This window comes from Roseateles subflavus (genome assembly GCF_030285365.1).
Taxonomy (GTDB): domain Bacteria; phylum Pseudomonadota; class Gammaproteobacteria; order Burkholderiales; family Burkholderiaceae_C; genus Roseateles_B; species Roseateles_B subflavus.
Genome location: NZ_JASVDS010000001.1, coordinates 758,952 through 774,664, shown reverse-complemented (window position 1 = coordinate 774,664; position 15,713 = coordinate 758,952). Strand labels below are relative to the sequence as shown.

The window sequence follows — 15,713 nt, the reverse complement described above, 5'->3', positions numbered from 1 at the left end:
AAAAAGCCCCGGGGCCAGGGCGGCACCGGGGCGACGTCGCGTCGGCCGACGGGACGAGGATCAGCGCAGCTTGTAGTTCAGGCTGACGAAGAAGTTCCGGCCCCGGGGATCGGTGTAGGTCGGATCGAAGGTCGAGAGGAAGTAGTAGGACTGGTTCGAGAAGGGCGGCGCCGTGTTCAGCAGGTTCTGGAGGCCGGCGCGCACGCTCAGGCGGTCGTTGAAGCGGTAGCTGCCGCTGAGGTCCCACAGCGAGTAGGCCTTGACCTGGCGCGGCTCGGTGCCCGGCAGGTAGCTGTCGTCGGTGTAGGCCGAGAAGTAGCTGTTGGCCAGCGTCAGCGAGAGCGGGCCGAAGTCCCAGTCCGCCGACACGCGATGGCGCCAGCGCTGGATGACCTGGTCCTGCAGGAAGCGACCGGCGTTCTCCAGGTAGGGCTCGTCCGCGCCGAACTGGCGCTTGTAGTTCATGACGTAGGTGCCGCTGAAGTTCAGGCCGAAGCGGCCGGCCTCCGTCGTGGCCGAGCGCCAGCGGGCCTCGAAGTCCAGGCCGGAGGTCTTGAGACCGCCCTGGTTCTCCTTGCGCAGGACCAGCGTCGGGTAGTCGTCGGCCGGGTCGCGCTTGATGTAGGAGGCATAGCGGTCGGCGTTCTCCAGGATGATCTTGCCGGAGAGATCGCTGATCACGTCGGTCTTGTGGATCTGCCAGTAGTCCACGCTCACCAGGCTGGTGCTGCTGGGCTCGAAGGCGATCCCGAAGGACAGCTGGCGGCTCTTCTCGGGCTTGAGGTTCGGGTTGGCGATCTTCTCGGTGGGGTACTGGTCGAAGGCGTCGTAGACGGCGTCATACAGGAAGGCCGGGCTCGTGCCGTAGGTCGTCGGGCGATAGAGCTCGCTGAAGGTCGGGGCCCGGAAGCCGGTGCCGGCGGAGCCACGGATCACCACCGCCTTGCTCGGCTGGTAGCGCAGGCCGAGCTTGGGATTCACCGAGCTGCCCACCTTCTCGTAGTGGTCGGCCCGCAGGGCCGCCTGCAGCTCCAGCTGCTTGGTCAGGGGCGCGCTGATTTCGGCATAGGCGGAGGTGATGTTGCGGCCGTAGCTGGTGGCCTGCGGCGCGGGGCTGGTGCCCGTGCTGTCGCGGTCGCCGCCGATGTTGTTGCTGATCAGCAGCGCGGACGGGGTGAACTTCTGGGTCTCGCGACGGAGCTCGGCGCCGACGGCCAGGCCGATGTCGCCGCCCTCCAGCGCGCCGAGGCTGCCGGTGAGCTTGAAGTCGAGGCCGGAGGTCGTGCCCTCGCTGCGGCGGGCGACGTCGTCAACGCGCAGGGAGTCGATCAGGCCGCGGCTCGATTCGGGCGAGGGGCCGAAGGGGTTGATCTTGCCGGCGCGCACGGCATCCAGCAGCTCGTTGAACTTGAAGTAGCCGTCGACGTAGCGGTCGGCCACCTTGTTCTGCGCATGGCTCAGCGCGGCGGTGTAGTCCCAGTCGCCGAACACGGTGCCGGTGGTGCCCACGACCACGCGATTCGCGTCACTGCGGACCTCGTTCGTGCGGTTGCCCAGCTCCTTGGCGCGGAAGCGGATCTCGAAGGTGCGCGCATTGCTGACCGGCTTGGGCAGGAAGGCGTTCACGGCGGACCAGCTCATGCCGCTGAGCGTCGTCGGGTTGGGCGAGAGCACGTACTCGGTGTCGGCGCGGGCCAGCAGCACTTCGCCGAAGACCTGGCGGCCTTCCCCGATCGACATCACGCCCCGCGTCAGGAAGGAGGTCTTGTCCGATTTCGGATAGATCTCGGTGTCGGCCATGTAGTCGTAGCCGCAGGCCTCGGCACCGATCTGGGTCGGCGCATAGACGGACGCCGGCGGGTTGCAGGCGGGCGCGAAGAGGTTCAGCGTGCGCTGGGTGTAGGGCTTGCCGTTGAAGGTGTAGCCCGCGGCATTGATGGCCGCGAGCTGCTCGGCGCGGGCCGAGGCGCTGCTGGCCAGGCGGATGTTGCCGGGGTAGGGACGGCTGGAGAGGTAGTAGGGCACGGTGTCGGCCAGCGGGCGCTCCTGGATGAACGCGCGCTGCGTGGAGCGCAGCGAGTCCAGGGCCTGCACGTCCAGCGTGGCGAAGACGTTGTAGCCGTCGCGCTGCAGGTCGCCCGTGCCGCCGGAGATGGTGAACGTGCGCTTGCCCGCGCCGCCCTCCTGCGTGCCGGAAGCGTAGGCGGACATGTCGATGCCCTGGTAGTCCTGGCGCGTGATGAAGTTGATCACGCCGCCGATGGCGTCGGTGCCGTAGATGGCGGAGGCGCCGTCCTTGAGCACCTCCACGCGCTGGATGGCGCCGGCGGGGATGCTGTTGAGATCGACGCCGGCAGAGTCGCCGGGCGAGGCGAAGTTGGCCAGGCGACGGCCATTGAGCAGCACCAGCGTCGAGGACACGCCGACGCCGCGCAGGTTGGCGCCGTTGAAGCCGCGCTGGCCGCCGGTGTTGTCCGAGATGGACGCGCCATCGCCCAGGTTGGCGGCCGCGGCGCTGATGTTCTTCAGCAGCTCGGCGGCGGTCGTCACGCCGGCCTTGGCGATCTCCTCGCGCTTGATGGTCTGCACGGGCAGGGCCTGCTCGCCCTCCAGACGCTTGATGCTGGAGCCGGTGATCTCCACACGTTCGAGCTTGGGAGCGGCGTCCTGGGCCACGGCGTGGCCGAGCAGGGCGGGAGCGGCCAGCGCCAGGGCGGCGGCGCGGGCCAGGATCGTCAGGGACGGTTTGCTTGCACGGGTCATGAGAACCTCAATGAAGGGAAGAGCGAGAGGAAGAGGATCGGGACGCAGAGACGGGGGGGAGCGGCAGGGTTGCGGGACGCGGATCGCTGCGGTGCTGAAGTCACTCTAGGGACGGGCCTCGTGACTTGCCTATGGGGTTTTGGCGCGGCGGTCGCTTGCAGGCAAGTGCCTGTCGCTTCCGGGCAAGCGCGCGTCGGCGGCGGCCCACGCCCGCGGCGGCCTCTTGCACCGATGCGACATGCACTTGCGTGGAAGGCGCGCCACAGGCCCGATCGAGGCCCAACCCGCTGGCTGGCCAGCCGACAGCCTGACAAGATGAAGTCATGCAACTCTCACGACTTCTTCTGAGCCTCGGCCTCGGCCTCAGCCTGCACGCAGCCCACGCCGGCACGGCCGTGGTGATCGGCGGGGCCCTGCGCACCGACAACACCGCGGTGTGGCAGCGCGTGGTCAGCGAGGCCGGCGGCCCGGGCGCACGCATCGCCGTGTTCGCCACCGCTGCGGCGAATCCCGAACGCAGCGCGCAGCAGATCGTCGCGGCCCTGCAGCGCGAAGGGGCCGATGCCCGCTTCATCCCCGTCGCGCCCCGGCTCGCCGGCAGCGACCTGGCCGCTCGGCTCGCGGACCCGGACCTCCTCGAGCAGGTGCGATCGAGCCAGGGCGTGTTCTTCTCGGGCGGCGCGCAGGAGCTGATCGTGGACACCCTGCAGCCCGGCGGCGAGCCCACCGCGATGCTGCGGGCCATCCGCGAGGTCTTCGATCGCGGCGGCGTGGTGGCCGGCACCAGCGCCGGCGCCGCCATCATGAGCCGCATGATGTTCCGCGATGCGCAGGACAACCTCGGCATCCTGCGCGGCCAGTGGCGCGAGGGTCGCGAGTACGACCGCGGGCTGGGCTTCGTCGGTGCGGACCTCTTCATCGACCAGCACTTCCTCAAGCGCGGCCGCATCGGTCGCCTCCTGCCGGCCATGCAGCGCCTGGGCTATGTGCTCGGGCTGGGCGTCGAGGAGAACTCGGCCGCGGTGATCAAGGACCGTCTCGTCGAGGTGATCGGCGCGCGCGGCGCCCTGCTGGTGGACCTGCGCGAGGCCCGCAGCGATGCGAGGCTGCCGCACTTCAATGTGCGCGGCGTGCGGCTGAGCTACCTGGACAGCGGTGACCGCTACGACCTCGCCCGCCACGTCGCCACCCCCGCGGCACACAAGCTGCGCGAGCCACGCATCGACCCCGCCGCCAGCGACTACAAGCCCTATCTGCCGCGCAGCCACTTCTTCGGCGACATCCTGGGCGACGGCGCCATCGTCACGGCCATGGCCCAGCTGCTCGACAGCCCGGCGCAGGAGGTGCGCGGCCTGGCCTACGAGCCGCCGGCCGCCGCACGCAACCGCAGCGCCCGTCTCGGCTTCGAGTTCCGCCTGTACAAGGCCGAGGGCCTGACGGGATGGTTCAGCGGCTCGCTCGGGGGCGAGGACTACACCGTGCTCAATGCGCGGCTGGACGTGCTGCCCGTCACCGTCGCCCACCCGCTGTACGTGCCCCTCACCGTGCCCGCGTCCCGCCCCTGAGGCCTCTTCCCGCCTGCGGGCGCCGCGTCCCCCGGGCGCCGCCCGCCCACGCCATGCTGACCCACCACCATCTCCTTCCCGCCGCCCATGCCGGCACGCAGCGGCAGCTGCGCAGCCTGCACTTCGGCCTGCGCCAGTCCGGGCGCAAGGCCTATCTGCAGGCCTCGCTCCATGCCGACGAAGTGCCGCCCATGCTGGTGGCTCAGTCCCTGATCCACCGGCTGAAGGCCCTCGAGGCCGCAGGCGCCATCGCCGGCGAGGTCGTGCTCGTGCCGCTGGCCAACCCGGTCGGCCTGTCCCAGGACCTGCAGGGCAGCGCCCTGGGCCGCTTCGACCTCGCCACCGGCGTGAACTTCAACCGGCACTTCCGGCATCTTGCGGACGAGGTCGCGCGGGCCGTCGAGTCCCGGCTGGGAGAGGACCGGGCCGCCAACACCCGCCTCATCCGCCAGGCCCTCGGCGAGCAGCTCGCGGCGTGGCAGCCCGCCACCGAGACCGAGGCCCTCAAGCGCCAGCTGCAGTGGCTGGCCCATGACGCCGACCTGGTGCTGGATCTGCACTGCGACAACCAGGCCGTCGTGCATCTGTACGTGGGCACGCCGCAGCTCGAAGCGGCGCGCCCGCTGGCGGGCTACCTCGGCGCACAGGCGCTGCTGCACACGGCCGTGGCCGGCGACGAGCCCTTCGACGAGACGCTCGCGCGGCTGTGGTGGGAGCTCGCGGCGCGCTTCGAGGGGCGACATCCCGTCGATCCCCACGGCGGCGTTGGCGTGACCGTGGAGCTGCGCGGCGAAACCGACGTCACCCATGCTCTGGCCGAGCAGGACGCCGACGCCCTGGTGGCCTACCTCCGCCAGCAGGGCCATGTGGCCGGCGAGCCGCCCCCGTCGACGCCCCCCTGCGAGGCCACCCCCCTGGAAGGCGTGGAGCCCGTGACCGCCCCCTGCGCCGGCATCGTCGTCTTTGCCAAGGCGCCCGGCGACTGGGTGCGCCAGGGCGAGCTCATCGCCGAGATCATCGACCCCCTGACCGACGAGCGCACGCCGCTGCACGCCCGCGCCAGCGGCCGCTGCTTCGCCCGCACCGCCCGTCGCTACGCCAGCCGCGGCATGCGTCTGGCCAAGATCGCCGGCGACCAGGCCTGGCGCAGCGGCAAGCTGCTGTCGCTCTGATCCCCACCACGCGCCTCCGGACATCCCCATGAAGCTCCGACTCCCCAACACCTACGTCCTGCTGGTCAGCCTCCTGGCGCTCATCGCGCTCGCCACCTGGGTCGTGCCCGGCGGCCGTTTCGAGACGGCCCTGGTCAACGGCAAGACGTTGATCCTCCCGGGCACCTTCCATCTCGTGGAGGCCCGTCCCCAGGGCCTGGCCGCCTTCCTCACGGCGCCCATCAAGGGCTTCGTGGAGGCGGCGCTGATCATCGGCTTCGTCCTGATCGTGGGCGGGGCCTTCGCGGTGCTGCAGAAGACCGAGGCGATCGACGCGATGATCAAGTCCGTCGCCCAGGCCCACCAGCGCTCGGCCGTGGTGCGGGCCCTGCTCATCCCCGTGTTCGTCACGCTGTTCTCGCTGGGCGGCGCGAGCTTCGGCATGGCCGAGGAGGCCATCCCCTTCGTGCTGATCTTCATCCCCCTCGCGCTGGCCCTGAAGCTGGACACCCTCACCGGCGTGGCCATCCCCTTCGTGGGCTCGCAGATCGGCTTCGCGACGGCCTTCCTGAATCCCTTCAACGTCGGCGTGGCCCAGGGCATCGCGGGGCTGCCCCTGTTCTCGGGCCTCGGCTACCGCGCGCTGTGCTGGTTCCTGGCCACCGGCATCACCATCGCCTTCCTGCAGTGGTGGGCGGCGCGCATCCGCCGCAACCCCGCCCTGAGCCCCACCTTCGAGGCCGACCGCGCCCGCCGCGCCGAGATGGACCTGGCCGCCTTCGAGCAGTTCCCCGGCATGACCCGGCGCCACAAGACCGTGCTGGCCCTCTTCGCCGGCGCGCTGCTGGTGATGATCGGCGGCGTGGTGCGCCTGGGCTGGTACATCGAGGAGATCGCCGCGCTGTTCCTGGTGATGTCGGTCAGCGTGGGCCTGGTGGCCCGGCTGTCGGCGGACGAGTTCATGGCCGCCTTCCTGCATGGCGCCCGCGACCTCGTCGGCACGGCGCTCGTGATCGCGCTGGCCAAAGGCACCGTCATCCTGCTGCGCGAGGGGCAGATCATCGACACGCTGCTGAACGCTCTGGCGCCGCTGGTGGCCTCGGACCAGCCGGTCTTCGCGGCGCACAAGATGTTCCTGATCCAGTCGGTCATCAACTTCTTCATCCACTCCGGCACCGGGCAGGCCGCGCTGACCATGCCCATCATGGCGCCGCTGGCCGACCTCGTGGGCCTCACGCGACAGACCGCCGTGCTCGCGTTCCAGCTGGGCGAGCTGACGACGCCCATCATCCCGACCTCGGGCATCACGGTGGGCGTGCTGGCGCTGGCCAGGCTGCCGCTGGGCACCTGGGTGCGGTGGATGCTGCCGCTGCAGGGCCTGTACCTGCTGATGGCACTGGCCGTGCTGAGCTGGCCGGCGCTGCACGGCTGGACTTGATTACAGTCCACGCATGCCGCCCACCTCCCACGCCATCGGATGCCTGCTGCTGCCAGGCTTCCCGCTGCGTGCGCTGGGCGCCTGGACCGACGGCCTGGCCACGCTCAACGCCCAGCAGGCGCAGGCGGTCTACGACGTGACGATGCTGGCGCTGGACGACGGCGTCGTGCCCGCCAGCGCGGGCGCCGCGGTCCTGGCGCGCCCGCCGGCGGCGACGGACCGCTGGCAGGCCGTCGTGGTCATCGGCGGCGAGCTGCCGGCGCCGGATCCCCGGGTCATCGCCCTGCTGCAGGCCTGGGACCGCGAGGGCGTGCTCCTGGGCAGCCTCGGCGGCGGTGCCGCGGCGCTGGCGCAGGCCGGCCTGCTGGATGGGCAGCGCGCCTGTGCCGACTGGCGCTGGCTGGATGCGCTCACCGCCGCGCATCCGTCCGTCGCCTGGTCCCAGGGGCTGTGGGACCTGTCCCTGTCGCGACGCCGGTTCAGCGCGGCCTCGACCGCCGCCGCCGACCTCGTCGGAGCCTGGGCCCAGCAGCTGCACGGCGAGCCCGTGCAGCAGGAATGGATGCTGGCCATGGACCTGCGCCAGGGTCGCCCCGCCGACGAACGCCAGCGGCGCGAGCGCCTCGAATCGCGCGATGTCGCCAACCCCAAGCTCGCCGAGGCCCTGTCGCTCATGGAGGCCAACCTCGCCGAGCCCCTGCCCACCGAGGAGGTGGCCCGCCTGGTGGGCGTCTCCCGCCGGCAGCTGGAGCGGCTCTTCAAGCAGCACCTGGACTCGCTGCCCTCGCGCCACTACCTGTCGCTGCGCCTGGAGCGCGCCCAGCACCTGCTGCTGCAGGGCACGCAATCGATCCTGCAGGTCGGGCTGAGCTGCGGCTTCGCCTCCGGCCCGCACTTTTCCAACGCCTACAAGGCCCATCACGGCCACACACCGCGCGAGGAGCGCAGCCGCCGCACGGGCTGGCTGGTCCGGACGCCCCAGGGAGACATGACATGAACGGCTGGGTCCTGCGACCGGTCGCCGCCAGCGACCTGCCCGACATGCAGCGGATGGCGGCGGCCAGCGCCGACGGCATCAGCTCGCTGCCCAATGACGAGGGCAAGCTGCGCGCACGCATCGAGGCCTCGCTGCAGGCCTTCGGCAGCCCGGACGACGCCAGCGGCGAGGAGACCTATCTCTTCGTGCTCGAGGACCGGACGGCGGGGCGCCTCGTGGGGTGCGCCGGCATCGCGGCCAGCGCCGGCTTCTTCGACCGCTTCTACAGCTACCGCAACGAGTTCGTCGTGCATGCCAGCGCCACGCTGGGCATCTCGCAGCGCCTGCACACGCTGCACCTGTGCCATGACCTGACAGGCGCGACGCTGCTGACCTCCTTCTACCTGGAGCCGAGCCACGAGCACACGCCCGCGGCGCAGCTGCTGTCGCGCGCCCGGCTGCTCTTCATCCAGGCCCATGCGGAGCGCTTCTCGGACCGCATCGCCGCCGAGAACCCCGGCCTCACCGATCCGCAAGGGCAGAGCCCGTTCTGGGACGCGGTCGGCCGGCAGTTCTTCGGCATGGACTACCCGCAGGCCGAGGCGGTGATCGGCGGGCGCAGCAAGGCCCTCATCGCCGACCTCATGCCGCCTTCGCCCATTCCCGTGGTGCTGCTGCCGGCCGCGGCGCAGCTGGCGCTGGGGCAGCTGCATCCGGTGGGCGAGGTGCCCTTCTCGGTGCTGATGGACGAGGGCTTCGATGCCGACACCTATGTCGACATCTTCGACGGCGGGCCGACGGTGGAAGCCGCGCTGGCCTCGCTGCGCAGCATCCGGCATCACCGGGCGCTGACGGTGCAGCCGGGCGCGTCTGCGGGGCCGCGTCGATGGCATCTGGTGGTGCGGCCGGCGCGCGCGGCCTTCGCCGCGGTATTGGCCGAGATCGGCGAGACGGCGCACGTCGAGGACCTCCCGGCGCTGACGCCCCGCATCGGCGAGACCCTGCTGTGCACGCCGCTGTGGCCGGAGGAGACGTGATGAGCGCACTGGACATCCAGACCCTGGCGGACGGCGTGTCGCTGCGCCTGCCGGAGGGCCGCGGCGGCCTGACGCTGGTGCCCCGGCTGGGCACGCAGCTGCCGCGTTATCACTTCCGCCTGGGGCGCGTCGTGCATGCGGCGCAGGAGCTGGGCCTGTTCCGCGTGCAGCAGACCCTGCTGCTGGGCAACGATCACACGGGCGAGACCGAGCTCACCGGGCTGTGGCTTGACGAGACGCTCGACACGGCCGGCCGCGAGGCCGCGCTGGCCGCGCTCGTGAACGGCGCCCGCGCCTGGATCGCCGAGCACCGCGCCGCGTGTGGAGACTGGCTGATTCTCGAGCTGCCCGGCTGGCGCACGCATGAGGGCCGTTCGCCGTTCTGGGAGGCGCTCGGCGCCCGCTTCCATCCGCGGGATGCCATCGCCGCGAAGGCCCGCTGGGGCGCCGCCTGGTGCAGCCATCTGGCCGCGCTGCTGCCGCGCCAGACGCTGTACCTCTCGTTCCTGGGGGACGCCGCCCAGCAGGCGTGCGGCCGCACGGATGCGGCGCACGAGCAGCTGCTGCCGGCGCTCCATCGCCTGGGCTTCCTGCCGCCCCTGCAGGTGCGCATCGATGACGGCGGCCCGGTGCTGAGCTGCCCGCTGCCTCGCGACTGACGTCGCCGTGCCGGCACGCGCACGTCCCGCAGGCGCGGCCCGGCCTACAGCGCCGCGGCCAGGGCCGTGCCCAGCCCCAGCGCCCCGCTGAAGGCACCCAGCAGCGCGACATCGCGCTTCTCATTGCCCATGCGCCAGGCCTGGAAGGTGACGCCGATCAGCGCGAGAGTCATGAGGCCGAGGAGAAGGGTCGGGGAGTCCATGCGATGTGGTCCTGATGGCGTGAAGCAAGGGGTGAGTCGGTGAACGGGTGAACGGGTGACGGAAGCCGGCGGCGTCCGCGGAAGGGACGGCTCAGGGCGCCGCGACCAGGACCCGGTTCTGGCCAGGGCCCGCTGCGGGCCGGTCCCGGCGCCACAGCGCCACGAGCCCGTGCAAGGCCGCCCCGAGGACCATCAGCACGAAGGCGCCCAGCCCCCAGACCAGCCAGGCCGCGAGCGTGAGGCCGCCCGCCAAGGCAGGCATCGTCTCCAGCAGCTGCTGCACGAGCGGCCCCAGCGTCGAGAGGGCGCTCTGCAGCAGCGGTGCCCAGCTCTCGGGCAGCCACGGGGCCAGCCAGTCCGGCAGGGCAGGCAGTGTCGCGGGGGCGCCGGCCTCGGGCGTGGCGAGGCCCCCCGCCTGCGTCAGCACCCAGGTGCCCAGCGCGTGCAGGGCCCAGAGCGCCAGCGACCACACGGCCAATAGCAGCGCGACGACAGACCAGCTGAGCGCATAGAACATGACAGGGCCTCCGGGATCGAAAAACGTGGAGCGAGTGTGGGCAAGATGGAACTTCGGATAAACCAGCTTCATTCGCACCTACGATTCGACTTTCCCGCACCGGAGTTCGCATGCTCAACTACCGCCACCTGCACTATTTCTGGGTCGTCACCAAGGAAGGCGGCTTCGCCCGCGCCGCGGAGCGCCTGGACATGGCCGTGCAGACCATCAGCGCCCAGGTGCGCGAGCTGGAGCGCGCGCTGGGCCATCAGCTGCTCAAGCCCGCCGGGCGCGGCGTGGCGCTGACCGAGGCCGGGCAGGCCGCCTTCGCGCGCGCCGAGGAGATCTTCCAGCTCGGCCAGGGCCTGGCGGACGAGGTGCGGGAGGCTGCCAGCGGCAAGGTGCAACGCCTGGCCGTGGGCCTGTCCGACGGCATCTCCAAGCTGGCCGCGCATGCGCTGCTGGCGCCCATCCTCGAGACGCCGCACCTGCGCCTCGTCTGCCACGACGGCGAGTTCGAGCAGCTCATGAGCGAGCTGGCCCTGCACCACCTGGACCTCGTGCTGGCCGGCCAGGCGCCGCCGCGCAACCCCAACCTGCGACTGGCCTGCGTGCGGCTCGTGGAGACGCCCATCGAGTGGTACGGCCCCACGCGCCTCGTCGGCAAGGCCGAGCAGGCGCGCTTTCCCGAATGCCTGAACGAGCTGCCCGTGCTGCTGCCCACCACGCATGCGGCGCTGCGGGGCAAGCTGGAGCACTGGTTCGAGAGCGAGGGCCTGCGCCCCCGCATCGTCGGCGAGTTCGAGGACAGCGCGCTGCTGGCCGTCTTCGCCGCGCGCGGCCTGGGCGTCTTCCCCGTCAGCCAGCTGGGCACGGGCGACCTCGGCATGCTGCGCGGCCTGCGCCGGCTGGGGCGCTGCGAGAGCGTGAAGGAGGAGCTCCACGCGCTGCACTCGCGGCGGGGGCAGCATCATCCGCTGGTGAGGCGGGTGATCGAGGCGGCGGGGTGAGCGCGCTGCCTGCGCGCGCCCAGGCCGCCAGGCACCCCGCACAGGGAAGCGGGGCTTGGAGACGGCCACCGCCGCTGCGGTCGGCGCTCCCATGGGTGAGCGCATCCTCGCGCTCCACCACGCGGGGGAGCACGGCGCGAGCAGAGCCCTGCCGCCCGGATGCGCGTCGCCCGCCTGACGACACCCGCCCTGGTCCTGGGCTCCTGGCGTTCAAGTCGCACGAGAAGCGCCGTCGAGCCCTCTGCTGGACGGAACTCCAGCAACGTGGCCGGCCCCGCTGCCCCAGCGGCCGGCTCTGCGGGTGGGGCGGGCGGGGGCGAAGCGTCGTGACGGCGCGGTTCGGCCGCTCAGCGATCGCGGCCACGACGCTCGCCGTGGAGCGCGTGGTGCGGCGTCATCAGCGCGCGCTGTGGGTGATACGGCGGGAAGTTGCCCCACGGGCAGCCGACGCCGTCCGTGCGCTCATGGACGATGAGCGGCGGCACCACGATCCGTCCGACGCCCGTCTGCCGAAGCCGCACGGGTGGACGTGCCTGCTTCAGCCGTTCGTCGCCTTGTCGACAGCAGCGTTCCTTGGGCTGGGCCTGAGGCTTTGCGCGAGAGCGGCTGGCTGACGGCCGCCGGCGCACGACCGCGCGGCATCGCGGGCCGCCCCCCTGCGCCGCAGAGGGGGCCCTGGGTCCTGCCCATGAAAAAAGCCCCGGGTGCGGGGCACTCAGGGCTTCTTGATCCGGTCAGCGGGATGACGGGGGGTCAGCACGCTTGTGTTGATGTTTGGGTTGTAAACAGCGAAAAGTCATTTTCTTTCAATCACTTGTAGAGCTGCGCGCTATTCATTGTCTACAAAGCTCGACCCAACTGCTGCGAACGCAAAGCGCATTGCTTTCTGAGCAACTTGCCTCCGTCACCCACGACTGACCATCGTCTTCCATACAAACCGTTCCTCGCGCGCTGGAGAGTTCAAACTCATGGGACTGACGCCGCCAATGGTTGAGCCCGTGCGCCGCCTTCAAATTCGCTCCAATTCAATCGTCGTCAAAAGTCTCTGCATTTGCGACCAAAGTGCGACTGAAACATTGTCGAAATAGCAGACCGCCTCCCGTGCGCGCCACGTCTTAAGCTGGTGGTCAGACTCCCTCTCTCTTTTTGCCGGCTCTGAGAGTGTTACAAATACGCTCCAGCGATTACATGAGCACAGAGGGAGACTGATGCCAGCGATTACCAACAGTCACGTCGTACGCTTACACCGCTTCTTACCTTTTAGCGCTGCGCACGATCAGATCTACGAGGAATACCAGACTGGGGAGGACAATCTCGACCTCGCCACGGTGGCCATTTCCTATGCGGCAGAAGCGGTCAGGGCAGGCGCTCGTTGCGTAATACTTACTGGAGACGCTGGTCACGGAAAGACCCATATGTGCAGACGGCTGATCGAGGCCGGCCTGCTGGGTCATGATGCTGCCAGCGCAAGGAGGTATCTCCTTGACAGCTGTGATGGCAGCTCAGCGATTCCCCCGGCGAGTGGCGTGGATTGCGTTCCACTGCGCATCCACAAGGACCTCTCAGAGATACAGCCACCTTCGAATGCCGTTCAGCTCCTAGAAGAGGCAGGCTCTCGAAGTGACGAAGCGCTCGTCGTTTGTGCAAACGAAGGGCGGTTGCGAGCGATCATCAATTCGGGCAATGCCGGCCCGGTCTGCCGGTCAATCTCCGCGCTATTCAAGGAATCATTCGAGCGCGGCGTTACGGCAAACGCTGCAGGCACGATTCACATCATCAATCTCAACTACCAGTCGGTAGCGGCTCGAACGAATGAGCGCCGTGGCAGCTTGCTCCGGCGAGTCCTGTCCAGCTGGGTATCCGACGGTCGACGTTGGGGCGAGCGTTCATGCGGCTCATGCGTTCACGAACCGCTGTGCCCAATCCGCCGTAATCGAACCCTACTCGCGGAACAAGGTGCGACCTCCGAATTGCGCATCAAGCGTTTGGAGGAAGTTTTCGAGGTGCTGGAGCGGCTTGGCCATGTGGTCACGATCCGCGAAATGCTGATGCTTGCGGCATACCTTATTACCGGTGGATTGACCTGCTCTGACGTGGATAGGCGCCTTGCATCCGGCAACCACACGAAGGGATGGCAGCATGCGTGGGCCTTCTACAACCTGCTGTTCCAAGCGCCGCCAAACCTACCAGTCGACCGCGCTGACAAGGGCATTCCGCTACTGGCCGCGCTTAGACGCCTAGATGCTGGCGCCGTCGCTGTACGTCGGGTCGACGAGAGGATCCTGAATCGCGGCGAGGTGTTCGAGCCAGACCAACTAGATTTGCAATTCCTTGCAGGTTCGTCCAATCGCGTCGCTCTTGTAGACGCGGCTCTGGGGATTGATGACTTCAATGGGAACCCTCAGACGCGTGCTGATTTGGTGCGCGAAGCCGAGACAACAGGCCTAGCGGTTGCTGCCCTAAGACGACGGGCCTTCTTCGACGATATAGACGGCGGGGACAGCGTCATGCTCAAGCTGGGCTTCAAGTTTGGTGACATGTTCCTCAAAGTGCTCGAAGGCCAGCTTCCGCCGCAGGACCGGGTCCGAGTCAAGAACACCATGATCGCCGGCTTGCATTCAATCCAGGGGCTGAGAATTGGCCGAGCCGAGACAATGCTCTACCTTGTCGACCCTGCATTCGGAAAGGCCAGCGCCGACGCTGCAATCGTGGCGCGACAGGTGCCTAGCAGCCGCATAAACCTTCACCCGGCCAAGGCCGCGTGGCTGGGTGGGCAGGACGACCGATGGTTCATGCCACGCTCAGTCGACTGGATAGACAGAAGTGTCATCCTGCGAGTCGATGAGCGGCTTGGTTCGCTCAAGGACCTTCAACTTGATCTGTTGTCGTTCGAATGCATTGGCCGCGCGGCTTCTGGCTATGTAAGCGAAGAGTTCTATGCCAATGAAATTCGGCGAGTTCGAACATTTTTGGGACAGCTCGCCGAAGGCGCAACCGAAGAGTCGGCGCAAATCACCGTCTTCACGCGCGGTCAGCTCCAGAACGTCTCTCTCGATCAGGGCGTCATTCAGGTTGGAGGCGAGTAATGGCGACTGCGTCTGTCCGTGCACCGGATATCACCACGAAGCTCTTCGGCGGCGTTTTCGACGTCGACGGATCCGGCCACTATCCTGGGCTGGAACTGATCAACTTTGTCGTCTGTTGTGCTGAAGGCACCTTGCCTGATACCCCAAAGGTTCACGTCCATCGTGCCGCGCATGACTTCGCACGACAGCTGATAACAGAACAATTGGACCCAGCGCGTAAGGCATCCGTCCTATTGAATGAGCACACCGCCGTTGCTGTTGGCCACCTTTTGCGCTGCCTAGAGCTTGAGGTACCTAATGCAGTTAAGGCCAAAGGGTGGGAGCGCACGCACTTCTTTCCGTACACACGGTCACTCGTGCATTGGGATGCCAGAAAGGGCCGCCAGGCCGGAGTTGACGTGCAGATCGAGCGGCGGTACTTGCGCGGCGCTGGTGCCTATGCGTTTGCGGTCCTTCGGCGGGATCCTGACCAGAACCGGCTACGGGCAATGCGGGAAGGCTTCGATGCCCTGTATCCGCGGGACCGAGACTCGCCGTTGGAACTTCTGGCAGCGACCCTTCGTTCAAAGGGCAGATGCGACCCCGAAGATGCCCCGTCTTTGGATCAAGTCGAAGCTGCAACAGAGGTACGCAACGATTCCTGGGAGGAGCTCTTCAGGGATGGCATGCGGAACATCCTCGGTCACATAGGACAGCCCGCTGTTCAGCGCGCTAGGGCAGTCATGGCATGGACGTCCATATGGCTCGCGTTAGTCCAAGCATCACGAGCGCTGGCACTTCAGGGAGGGGCCGGCATGGCCATTGTGGTCGACTGTGCCGGTACCCATCCCCAGCTGCGTCGAGCCGCTCAACGATGCCTGAAGGACATCGTTGGTGTTGTAGAGCAGGTGTCACGCGAAGAAGGTGAACGCCAAGGGCACCTCAGCGGTCAGCAGCTCGGCAAGATCCGCGCCTTCTTCGGAAATACGGCTGCCGCCGGAGGGCTGCTGAACTCTTGGAAAGGGCGACGCCACTTCACTCTGAAGCTTTCGGCGATCGAGGCGCTCGTACTCGCTGCGGTACCCGCGGGCACTGAGCTGGAATTCGAGAAATTCATGACTCAATGGCTGTTTGAAAGATGCGGCATCGTCGCTGGCCGTGAGGGGGCAGCTCGTGCGGGCATGCTGATGGCATTTGACGGAACCATCTTCGAAGAAAACGAACGACGCTTGGCGGACCAGATGCGCGCAGCTGGCCTGCTGAAGGTATTTTCAGATGCCACAAGGATGGTGTCTCCGGGAGGGCGTAACTGATGTCTAGGACTCTTGCAAAGGTGGCCGCCAGAGTCGC

13 protein-coding genes are annotated in these 15,713 nt (G+C 68.4%); 10 read left to right on the top strand and 3 right to left on the bottom strand.

Translation table 11 applies throughout. The features are described 5' to 3' along the window. Positions 1–60: 60 nt before the first annotated feature. Positions 61–2,763 (bottom strand): TonB-dependent receptor, encoded by a 2,703-nt coding sequence (locus tag QRD43_RS03570; protein WP_285981096.1) that lies wholly within the window; start codon positions 2,761–2,763, stop codon positions 61–63. 323 nt (positions 2,764–3,086) lie between these two features. Between QRD43_RS03570 and QRD43_RS03565 the strand changes: the two genes are divergently transcribed. The 6 genes from QRD43_RS03565 to QRD43_RS03540 are packed head-to-tail and all read left to right on the top strand — an operon-like array spanning position 3,087 to position 9,589. After that, positions 3,087–4,328, top strand: coding sequence for a cyanophycinase (locus QRD43_RS03565; RefSeq protein ID WP_285981095.1), 1,242 nt, complete (start codon positions 3,087–3,089; stop codon positions 4,326–4,328). A gap of 53 nt (positions 4,329–4,381) precedes the next feature. Then, entirely contained in the window at positions 4,382–5,500 is a 1,119-nt protein-coding gene (locus tag QRD43_RS03560) for a succinylglutamate desuccinylase/aspartoacylase family protein (RefSeq protein WP_285981094.1), read from the top strand. Positions 5,501–5,528: 28 nt separating this feature from the next. Then, entirely contained in the window at positions 5,529–6,917 is a 1,389-nt protein-coding gene (locus tag QRD43_RS03555) for a YfcC family protein (RefSeq protein ID WP_285981093.1), read from the top strand. 13 nt (positions 6,918–6,930) lie between these two features. Further along, a complete protein-coding gene (locus tag QRD43_RS03550; RefSeq protein WP_285981092.1) occupies positions 6,931–7,914 on the top strand; it encodes a GlxA family transcriptional regulator in 984 nt (327 codons plus the stop codon). Beyond that, a complete protein-coding gene (locus tag QRD43_RS03545) occupies positions 7,911–8,930 on the top strand; it encodes an arginine N-succinyltransferase (RefSeq protein ID WP_285981091.1) in 1,020 nt (339 codons plus the stop codon). Before QRD43_RS03550 ends, QRD43_RS03545 begins: the two co-directional genes overlap by 4 nt. Further along, positions 8,930–9,589, top strand: coding sequence for an arginine N-succinyltransferase (locus tag QRD43_RS03540; protein WP_285981090.1), 660 nt, complete (start codon positions 8,930–8,932; stop codon positions 9,587–9,589). The genes QRD43_RS03545 and QRD43_RS03540 overlap by 1 nt, the downstream gene beginning before the upstream one ends. Before the next feature lie 44 nt (positions 9,590–9,633). Here the strand turns inward: QRD43_RS03540 and QRD43_RS03535 are convergent, their stop codons facing one another. Together QRD43_RS03535 and QRD43_RS03530 are read right to left on the bottom strand one after the other, a co-directional pair. Further along, a complete protein-coding gene (locus tag QRD43_RS03535; RefSeq protein ID WP_285981089.1) occupies positions 9,634–9,792 on the bottom strand; it encodes a hypothetical protein in 159 nt (52 codons plus the stop codon). Positions 9,793–9,883: 91 nt separating this feature from the next. Next, entirely contained in the window at positions 9,884–10,309 is a 426-nt protein-coding gene (locus tag QRD43_RS03530) for a hypothetical protein (RefSeq protein WP_285981088.1), read from the bottom strand. A 110-nt stretch (positions 10,310–10,419) separates the two neighbouring features. Here QRD43_RS03530 and QRD43_RS03525 point away from each other — a divergent pair, with 110 nt between their 5' ends. The 4 genes from QRD43_RS03525 (at position 10,420) to QRD43_RS03515 (ending at position 15,676) form a co-directional block, all read left to right on the top strand. Beyond that, on the top strand, positions 10,420–11,298 hold the full coding sequence (locus tag QRD43_RS03525) for a LysR family transcriptional regulator (RefSeq protein WP_285981087.1): 879 nt from the start codon (positions 10,420–10,422) through the stop codon (positions 11,296–11,298). After that, entirely contained in the window at positions 11,295–11,912 is a 618-nt protein-coding gene (locus QRD43_RS22710; RefSeq protein ID WP_350339827.1) for a demethoxyubiquinone hydroxylase family protein, read from the top strand. Before QRD43_RS03525 ends, QRD43_RS22710 begins: the two co-directional genes overlap by 4 nt. Before the next feature lie 594 nt (positions 11,913–12,506). Then, the gene (locus QRD43_RS03520; protein ID WP_285981086.1) at positions 12,507–14,384 is read left to right on the top strand and encodes a hypothetical protein; all 1,878 of its coding nucleotides are present in this window, start codon (positions 12,507–12,509) and stop codon (positions 14,382–14,384) included. Beyond that, entirely contained in the window at positions 14,384–15,676 is a 1,293-nt protein-coding gene (locus QRD43_RS03515; protein WP_285981085.1) for a hypothetical protein, read from the top strand. The genes QRD43_RS03520 and QRD43_RS03515 overlap by 1 nt, the downstream gene beginning before the upstream one ends. Positions 15,677–15,713: the final 37 nt, after the last annotated feature.

Excerpts from the sequence above, each read along its gene's own strand:
- QRD43_RS03570 (WP_285981096.1), bottom strand. The coding sequence starts at position 2,763 with ATGACCCGTGCAAGCAAACCGTCCCTGACGATCCTGGCCCGCGCCGCC.
- QRD43_RS03565 (WP_285981095.1), top strand. The coding sequence starts at position 3,087 with ATGCAACTCTCACGACTTCTTCTGAGCCTCGGCCTCGGCCTCAGCCTG.
- QRD43_RS03560 (WP_285981094.1), top strand. The coding sequence starts at position 4,382 with ATGCTGACCCACCACCATCTCCTTCCCGCCGCCCATGCCGGCACGCAG.
- QRD43_RS03555 (WP_285981093.1), top strand. The coding sequence starts at position 5,529 with ATGAAGCTCCGACTCCCCAACACCTACGTCCTGCTGGTCAGCCTCCTG.
- QRD43_RS03550 (WP_285981092.1), top strand. The coding sequence starts at position 6,931 with ATGCCGCCCACCTCCCACGCCATCGGATGCCTGCTGCTGCCAGGCTTC.
- QRD43_RS03545 (WP_285981091.1), top strand. The coding sequence starts at position 7,911 with ATGAACGGCTGGGTCCTGCGACCGGTCGCCGCCAGCGACCTGCCCGAC.
- QRD43_RS03540 (WP_285981090.1), top strand. The coding sequence starts at position 8,930 with ATGAGCGCACTGGACATCCAGACCCTGGCGGACGGCGTGTCGCTGCGC.
- QRD43_RS03535 (WP_285981089.1), bottom strand. The coding sequence starts at position 9,792 with ATGGACTCCCCGACCCTTCTCCTCGGCCTCATGACTCTCGCGCTGATC.
- QRD43_RS03530 (WP_285981088.1), bottom strand. The coding sequence starts at position 10,309 with ATGTTCTATGCGCTCAGCTGGTCTGTCGTCGCGCTGCTATTGGCCGTG.
- QRD43_RS03525 (WP_285981087.1), top strand. The coding sequence starts at position 10,420 with ATGCTCAACTACCGCCACCTGCACTATTTCTGGGTCGTCACCAAGGAA.
- QRD43_RS03520 (WP_285981086.1), top strand. The coding sequence starts at position 12,507 with ATGCCAGCGATTACCAACAGTCACGTCGTACGCTTACACCGCTTCTTA.
- QRD43_RS03515 (WP_285981085.1), top strand. The coding sequence starts at position 14,384 with ATGGCGACTGCGTCTGTCCGTGCACCGGATATCACCACGAAGCTCTTC.